The organism is Phenylobacterium sp. (assembly GCF_031425575.1).
In the GTDB taxonomy this organism is placed as follows: domain Bacteria; phylum Pseudomonadota; class Alphaproteobacteria; order Caulobacterales; family Caulobacteraceae; genus Phenylobacterium.
This window is the reverse complement of sequence record NZ_JANPJP010000358.1, coordinates 51767-60109: the sequence shown is the minus strand read 5'-3', so window position 1 is coordinate 60109 and position 8343 is coordinate 51767. Positions and strand designations below refer to the sequence as shown.

The following is an 8343-nucleotide window of genomic DNA, read 5'->3' as shown; positions in this document are numbered from 1 at the left end:
CAGCTCGGGCGCATTGGTGTTGAGCGCCCAGGCTCCGTAATAGGCGTTGGATCGGGCGAGCTCGTTCTTGACGTACATGTCGGCCAGCTTGTGCTTGATGGCCTGATACGAGGCGATGACCCGGCCGAAGGCGTAGCGCTCCAGGGCGTATTCCTTGGCCATCTCGAGGCAGCGGTCTGACCCGCCGCACTGTTCGAAGGCGATCAGGACAGCGGCGCGGTCGAAGACCTGCTCCACCAGCTCGATCCCGGCGCCGGCCGCGCCCACGCGGCGGACGGGCGCATCCTTGAAGGTGAGCTTGGCGGCGTCGCGGGTGGGATCGAGCGTCTTCACCGCCTCGCAGGTGACACCCTGGCCGGCCAGCTCCACCAGATAGAGGCCGGGCTTGCCGCCCTCCTTGGCCAGCACCAGCGCGACGTCGGCGATGTCGCCGTCGGTCACCGGGATCTTCACGCCGGTCAGCTTGCCGTCGGTGACCGTGGCCTGCAGCGTGGCCGCCGTCGTGGCGCCAGGCCCTTCGGAGGTGGCGATGGCGCCGATGACTTCGCCGGCGGCGATCTTGGGCAGCAGGTAGGTCTTCTGCTCGTCGTTGCCGGCCAGCATGATGGCCTCGGCCAGGAAATAGACGGTCGACGCGAAGGGGATTGGCGCCACGGCGCGGCCCAGTTCCTCGGCGATCACGCAGAGCTCCAGGTGGCCAAGGCCCAGGCCGCCGAATTTCTCGGGAATGGCCGCGCCCAGCCAGCCCTGGCCGGCCACCGATTTCCACAGGTCGGCGTCATAACCGCTGGTGCTGTTTTCCAGCACGCCCCGGGCGCGGCTGGTGGGGCAGTTGGCTTCGAGGAACCTGCGCGCCTCGCCCTTCAGGGATTTCTGGTCATCCGAAAAATCGAAATTCATGCTCGCCCATCCGCCGGTTCCGGCCGGTTGAAGTTTCCTCGCGCGTCAACATACGCGCCTCGCGCGCCGTGGAAAGATTGACCTCGCGTCAAGGATTTCAGGCTCTTATGCGCACCTGTGGGCGAGCTCGAAGGGCGTGCGGATGGCCAAGGCGATATTCCAGAAGAACCAGCGCGTCTGGGTCGAGAGCGTTGGCGCCTGGGCGATCGTCGAAAAGCTGGTGCCGGTCTGGGCGCGCGGCTTCGACGAGCCCGTGCGGGTCACCTACGACGTCGGCCTGGGCCGCGACTTCCAGGCCCATGAGCTTAAGCCGGAGCAGGACTCCGAGGACACCTTGGCCGAGGACGGCGCCAACTGGCGGCTGCTGCGCGCCCGCAACAAGTGGCAGACGCCGGACAACTGCCGCCACCACCCCTATCCCGGCAGCTACCCGGTGGTGGTCACAGACGCCAATGATTGGGGCGGCTGGCGCACACCGGGCGCCGAGTACGACCGCGATCCCCACAAGATCGAATTCCAGGCCCGGCTGATCGCCTCGTCGCCCCGCCTGCTGTCCGTCGCCCGGCGCCTGATGGCGATGATCGAAGAGACCCCCGGAGCGCCGCCCGAGCTGCAGCGCCTGGCCGAACAGGCGATGAAGATCGACCAGTACCTCAAGGAGGTCCCGGCCAGCGTGGATGAGCCGATAGCTGAATCGGCTCCCCACGCCGCCGAGTAGCGGGCTAGAACTTGTAGCCGAAGCCCACCGAGAGCACCCAGGGGTCAAGCTTCACCTTGGACTTCAGCGCGCCGCCATTGATCTTGGCGTCGGTCTCGAAGAACACCTTCTTGACGTCGACGTTGGCGCTCCACGGTCCCTTGACCGCGACATCGACGCCAGCCTGCAGGGCGTAGCCGAAGCCGTCGTCGAGCTCCACCTTGAAGCCGTTCTGATCCTTGCCGCTGTGGAACAGCATGTAGTTCACGCCGGCGCCTACATAGGGGCTGACCTTGGCGGTCGGTGCGAAGTGATACTCCAGCGAGACCACCGGCGGCAGGACCCAGGTCTTGTGCACGGTGACGTCGGTTCCCGGCCCCTGCGCCTTGATGGTGTGCTGGCTGGTGGTGGCGATCACCTCGACCGCCACGTGGTCGGTGAGGAAGTAGGACAGGCCCAGCGACGGCTTGTAGTCGTCCTTGACGTCGACGTGCAGGCCGGTGGGCGCGCCCGCGGCGGTGGTGATGGCGTCGTCGGCCGTCGGCGAGATCGCCGTGGCGCGAACGTTCAGCATCAGGAGACCCTTTTCCTTGACCTGGAAGTCCTGGGCTTGGGCGGTTCCGGCCAGGGCGAGCGCCGCGCCAAGGGCCAGGGCGTAGGTGGTGACTTTCATCTTCTTTTCCCCTCAAGGCACGGAGGGAGCGCCGTGCTGGTGGGGACATCGCGCCATCTCGCAAGCTCAGCTTTGACAAAACTCAAACAACCGTTTGACGCCTGTTGTTCGTCGCGCAGGCGACATGGCGGTCGGCGCGACTTTCGCAGCCGCGGCGCTCGCCCTGGCGACCGGGATGGCCTAAATCCTTGGGGATGCGCACAGAGACACCCCAGCCCATCCGGCTCACCGACTACCGCCCGCCCGCTTTCCGGATCGACACGACCGAGTTGGTCTTCGACCTGGCGCCCAACGCCACCCGGGTGAAGGCGCGCCTGTCGATCACCCGCAACGGCGAGCACGCCGAGCCCCTGGTGCTGAATGGCGAACGGCTCAAGCCGATCTCGGTGGCCGTGGACGGCAAGGTGCTGGACGAGAGCGAGCGCACTATCGACGCCGAATATCTCACCGTGCCCAATGTCCCCGACAGCTTCGTGCTGGAAACCGAGGTCCAGATCGACCCGGAGGCCAACAAGGCCCTCGACGGGCTCTACATGTCCGGCGGCCGCTTCTGCACCCAGTGCGAGGCCGAGGGCTTCCGCAAGATCACCTGGTTCCCCGACCGCCCCGACGTGCTGTCGCGCTTCACCGTGCGGGTCGAGGCCGACAAGGCTTTCCACCGCCTGCTCTCCAACGGCAACCTGATGGAATCCGGCGTCATGCCTGGCGGTCGTCACTACGCCGTCTGGAACGACCCCTTCCCCAAGCCCGCCTATCTGTTCGCCTTGGTGGCCGGCGAGCTGGACGAACTGGCCGACAAGCTGGTGACCATGAGCGGCCGCACCGTCGATCTGAAGATCTATGTGGACCCCGGCATGTCCGACCGCGCCGCCTACGCCATGGACGCGCTGAAGCGCTCGATGAAGTGGGATGAGGAGGTGTTCGGCCGCGAATACGACCTGGACCTGTTCATGATCGTCGCCGTACGCGACTTCAACTTCGGGGCGATGGAGAACAAGGGGCTGAACATCTTCAACTCCTCCCTGCTGCTGGCCGACCCGGCGACCGCCACGGATCTCGACTATGAGCGCATCGAAAGCGTCGTGGCCCACGAGTACTTCCACAATTGGACCGGCGACCGCATCACCTGCCGCGACTGGTTCCAGCTGTGCCTGAAGGAGGGCCTGACGGTCTTCCGCGACCAGAGCTTCTCCGCCGACATGCGCGGCGAGGCGGTCCAGCGCATCAAGGACGTGAAGACCTTGCGCGCCCGCCAGTTCTCCGAGGACCAGGGCCCGCTGGCGCACCCGGTGCGCCCCGGCAGCTACCTGAAGATCGACAACTTCTACACCGCGACCATCTACGAGAAGGGCGCCGAAGTGATCCGGATGCTCAAAACCCTGATCGGTGATGAGAAATTCCGGGAGGGCATGGACCTCTATTTCGACCGTTGGGACGGCCATGCCACCACGGTGGAGGAATTCATCCGCTGCTTCGCCGACGTCACTGGTGAGGACCTCACCGAGTTCTTCGCCTGGTACGAGCAGGCTGGCACGCCGGAGGTAAGTTTGAAGCACAGCTATGACGCCGACGCCCGCACCCTGAAGATCGACCTGACCCAGGCCACCGCGCCCACGCCCGGCCAACCCACCAAACGTCCCCTGCCGCTGCCGGTCCGCATCGGCCTGCTGGACGGCGAGGGCCGCACCCAGGCCTTCGTGCGCGACGGGACGGCCCTGGACGAGACGGTGGTGGTGCTCAACGGCGCCTCCACCAGCGTCACCTTCACTGGCGTTGATTCCCCGCCCGTGGTCTCGGCCCTGCGCGGCTTCTCGGCGCCCGTGACCCTGGAGACCGACGCCCAGCCCAAGGACCGCTACGTCCAACTCGCCGGCGACCCGGACCTGTTCAACCGCTGGGAGGCCGGTCAGGATCTGGCCCGCGCCCTGATCTCCAGCCGCGCGGCCGGCCGGCCCGACGAGGTGGGCGAGGAACGCTATGCCGAGGCCCTGGGCCGCGGCCTGGCCGACCAGGCCGCCGATCCGGCCTTCAAGGCGCTGCTGCTCGCCTTGCCGTCCGAGGCGGACCTGGCCATGGCCATGAAGCCCGCCGACCCCGCCGCCATTCATGAGGCGCGCGAGGCCCTGCGCACACGGCTGGCCCTACACCTGGAAGACGACCTGAAGCGCCTGCATATCGGCCTACAGGAACTGGGAGAGTTCTCACCGGACGCCGCGAGCGCCGGGCGTCGCGCCCTGCGCAACGCCGCCCTGGACCTGCTCGCCGCCAATCCCCGCGCCGAGATCACCACCCTGGCTGACGGACACTACCGGGCCGCGATCAACATGACTGACACCATGGGGGGCCTGAACGCCCTCATGCAGTTGGGCGGCGAAGCCTTCGACTCAGCCTTGGCGGACTTCTACGAACGCTGGAAGAACGAGCCCCTGGTCATCGACAAGTGGTTCTCTCTGCAGGGCCGCGACCCTTCTGAGGAGGCTCTTGGTCGGGTCATGGGGCTCACCGCCCACCCCGCCTTCGACCAGAAGAACCCCAATCGCCTGCGGGCCCTGGTCTCCGGCTTCGCCACCGGCAATCCGGCCCGCTTCCACGACCCCAGCGGCGCCGGCTACCGCTTCCTGGCCGACATCATCCTGGCGGTGGATGGGTTCAACCCCATGACCGCCGCGCGGTTCGTGGAGCCGCTGGGCGGCTGGCGTCGCTATGCCCCCGAATTGGGGGCATTGATGAAGGCGGAGCTCCAGCGTATCGCCGCGACCGAAGGTCTATCCAAGAACGTCTATGAGCTGGCGACCAAGGCCCTCGCGGAGTAGGCCCGGTATCGGCGATTGCCGCCGACCCGAATCTTGTTGAAAATCAGCCCTGTGGACGATGCTGGCGCAGACCGGCGCCCACCCGCCTGACCTAGGGAAACTGCCGTAGATGTCCATCTCGCTCAGCCGCATCAATTTCCTGGTCGTTGACGACAACATCCACGCCATCGACTTGGTCAAGACGATGCTGCGGGGGTTCGGCGTGGACTCCGTCGTGGAAGCCAAGACCATCGCCGAGGCGAGGGCCAAGATCAAAGCCAGCACCCTGCCGGGCGCGGCGATGATCGACATCATCATTCTCGACTACATGATGGGCGAGGAAGAAGGCGTCACTCTGGCCCGGTGGCTGCGTAAGGAAGACACCAGCCCGACGCCCTATGTTCCGATCATCATGCTCACCGGCCATGCCGATCGCCAGCGGGTCTACGCCGCCCGCGACTCCGGGGTGAACGAGTTCTGCGTGAAGCCCTTCACACCCGCCGATTTGATGAAGCGGATCATGGCGGTGATCGATCATCCGCGCGCCTATGTGCGGTCGAGCTCGGGCTATTTCGGTCCCGACCGGCGGCGGGTGGACGACCCGAAGTACAAGGGTCCCGAGCGCCGCAAGGATCGCAGGCGTAAATAGCGACGCTCGACAGCGATGTGACCCTATGACTCTCGTGACGCGGGGGGAGCGCTCGCCTAGACTCGCATATTGGGTGACTCGGGTTTAGGAGCGACGGGCGTTGGCCAGACGCGGGGGTGAGGACGCCGAGGCCATTCGGCCTCAGGGGCGCGACAACGCGCCCGGCGTCCGAGCGCTGCCGACCCAGACCTTCGCCCGCATCGCCATCCTCTCCACCCTGCTGCTGCTGGCCGTCTACACGGCCTTTGCGGTGGCCCGCATCCAGCGGGAACCGCAGATCACCACCGCCGCCAACGCCGCCTTGCCCAGCCGGGCCGAGGCCGTGGCCGCTCACCTTGACGCCGAGGCGGCGGCTCTACGCGGCGGGCTGCTGGCGGCGCGCGAGGCGCTCCAGCGGGACGGCGACCAACCCATGGCCGCCGCCGAGAGCGGCCTGCGCGCCTCCGCCGGCGCCGCCGTGGCCATCGCGGTGATCTCCGAGGATGAGATCGTGGCGGTCGCCGGCCCGCCGGGTGGCCTGAACTGGCAGGAAATGGCCAAGGGCGCGGAGGGCTCCAGGCGTGAAGTCTGGCAGGGCGTCACCAGCCAAAGCGCCCCCGCCCTGGCCGCCGCCACCTCGGCCGCCACCACCAAGGGCCAGCGCTGGATCGTGGCGGCTGGAGATCCGACACATCTGGGCGCCTGGCTTTCCAAGACCAGGCCCGAGGCCGTCTCCACCCCGGAGGGGCGGATCCTCGTCGCCAGCCCGGCCAACGGCGTGGGCGCGGCCGACACCGTCAACGCCGCCTTCGCCACCACGCCGGAAGAGCTGAAGCTGGACGGCGGCCTGAGCCGGGCCCAGGGGCCGGACGGCGCCTCGCTGGACCTCGCCGCTCGCCCCGCCCTCGGCGGAAGCCTCTATGTGCTAGCCGCCGCGAGCTCGGCGCCCATGGAGATCCAGACCTCCACCGAGCAACTGGCCTGGCTGCTGACCCCGCTGGCCGCGGCCTTCCTGCTGGGCCTCCTGCTGCTCAACCAGAGCAACCGGGTGGAGAGCGCCCAGAAGGCCTTCGTCGATTCCGAGCAACGGTTCCGGCTGGCGGTGGAGGCGGCGCGCTGCGGCATCTGGGAGTGGGACCTCTCCAACGACAGGATGTTCATGTCTGACGTCACCGGCGCCATTTTCGGCTGGGGCGGCGGCGGCATCGTGGATGGCCAGGCGGTGCTGGAACGCGTGTCGGCCGACCATCGCGACCGCCTGCGCCAGGCGCTGTCCACCGCCGCGGTCTATGGCGGCTTCGACGTCTCGTTCCGCGTGCCGTCGATGCAGGGAGGTAGGCCCACCTGGATCGACGCCCGTGGCCAGGCCTTTGGCGACAAGGACCGCGATGGTTATTCTCGGATCATCGGTGTCGCCCTGGACGTCACCGAGGAGCGCATGGCCCAGGCCCGCGCCCAGGCCGCCGAGAACCGCCTGCGCGACGCCATCGAGAGCGTATCGGAGGCCTTCGTCCTCTGGGACCGCAACGGCCGCCTGCTGATGTGCAACAAGAACTACCGGACCTTCTTCTCGCTGGAGCCGCGGCTGCTGAAGCCCGGCGCGTCGCGCGAGCAGGTGAACCGCTTCGCCCAGCTGGCCATCAGGCAGGAGATGGACGCGTCCGACGGCCGCAAGGGCGTGCGCGAGGCCGAGCTCAATGACGGCCGCTGGATCCAGATCTCCGAGCGCCGCACCGCCGAGGGCGGCCTGGTGATGAGCGCCGCTGACATCACCGCCATCAAGACCCAGGAAGAGGCGCGGCGCCTAAACGAAGAGGCGCTGCAGAAGGCCGTCGTCGGTCTGGAACGCAGCCAGGAACAGCTCTCCGAACTGGCCCGCAAGTACGAGATGGAGAAGGTCCGGGCCGAGGGGGCCAACAAGGCCAAGTCCGAGTTCCTGGCCAATATGAGCCACGAGCTGCGCACCCCGCTGAACGCCATCAACGGCTTCTCCGAGATCATGGTCCAGGAGATGTTCGGGCCGCTCGGCGACCAGCGCTACAAGGGCTATTCGCAAGACATCCTGTCCTCGGGCCAGCACCTGCTAGCCCTGATCAACGACATCCTCGACATGTCGAAGATCGAGGCGGGCAAGATGAGCCTGAAGTTCGAGCCTATCGCCCTTGAGGAAGTGGCGGAGGACGCTGTGAGGCTGGTGCGCAACCGCGCCGAGGCGACGGGCCTGGCCCTGGCCATCGACTTCCCGCAGCACCTGCCGGAGATCGAGGCCGACTACCGGGCCGTCAAGCAGATCCTGCTGAACCTTCTCTCCAACGCCATCAAGTTCACCCCGCGCGGCGGCCGGGTGACCATCCGCGCCGAGGGCCGCCACGACCCCCTGGGTGAGCGCATCCGCATCAGCGTGCAGGACACGGGCATCGGCATCGCCGAGGACGACCTGGCCCGCCTGGCGCGGCCCTTTGAGCAGGTGGAGAACCAGCACTCCAAGACCACCCAGGGCACAGGCCTGGGCCTGGCGCTGACGAAATCCCTGGTGGAGATGCACGGCGGATCGCTGGATATGCAGAGCGCCCCCGGCGAGGGCACCATGGTCAGCTTTTCCCTGCCCATCCGCCAGACGGGCGCAGCCCTGGCCGGGGTCGCCGCCGCCTAG

6 protein-coding genes are annotated in these 8343 nt (G+C 67.5%); 4 read left to right on the top strand and 2 right to left on the bottom strand.

Annotated features, from left to right (window positions below; all coding sequences use genetic code 11):
- Positions 1–900: acyl-CoA dehydrogenase family protein (locus RMO97_RS20130; protein WP_310542786.1), on the bottom strand; the 900-nt coding region annotated here is incomplete at its 3' end.
- Between the two features lie 142 nt (positions 901–1042).
- On the opposite strand from RMO97_RS20130, the gene RMO97_RS20125 reads away from it, so the two are divergent.
- Positions 1043–1618, top strand: a complete 576-nt coding sequence (locus RMO97_RS20125; protein ID WP_310542785.1) for a hypothetical protein — start codon at positions 1043–1045, stop codon at positions 1616–1618.
- A gap of 4 nt (positions 1619–1622) precedes the next feature.
- Here the strand turns inward: RMO97_RS20125 and RMO97_RS20120 are convergent, their stop codons facing one another.
- The gene (locus tag RMO97_RS20120; RefSeq protein WP_310542784.1) at positions 1623–2270 is read right to left on the bottom strand and encodes an OmpW family outer membrane protein; all 648 of its coding nucleotides are present in this window, start codon (positions 2268–2270) and stop codon (positions 1623–1625) included.
- 194 nt (positions 2271–2464) lie between these two features.
- On the opposite strand from RMO97_RS20120, the gene pepN reads away from it, so the two are divergent.
- The 3 genes from pepN (at position 2465) to RMO97_RS20105 (ending at position 8343) form a co-directional block, all read left to right on the top strand.
- Positions 2465–5083 carry an aminopeptidase N gene (gene pepN / locus RMO97_RS20115; protein WP_310542783.1) on the top strand — a complete coding sequence of 873 codons (2619 nt, stop codon included), beginning with the start codon at positions 2465–2467 and terminating at the stop codon, positions 5081–5083.
- A 109-nt stretch (positions 5084–5192) separates the two neighbouring features.
- A complete protein-coding gene (locus RMO97_RS20110) occupies positions 5193–5711 on the top strand; it encodes a response regulator (protein WP_310542782.1) in 519 nt (172 codons plus the stop codon).
- Between the two features lie 100 nt (positions 5712–5811).
- The gene (locus RMO97_RS20105; RefSeq protein WP_310542781.1) at positions 5812–8343 is read left to right on the top strand and encodes an ATP-binding protein; all 2532 of its coding nucleotides are present in this window, start codon (positions 5812–5814) and stop codon (positions 8341–8343) included.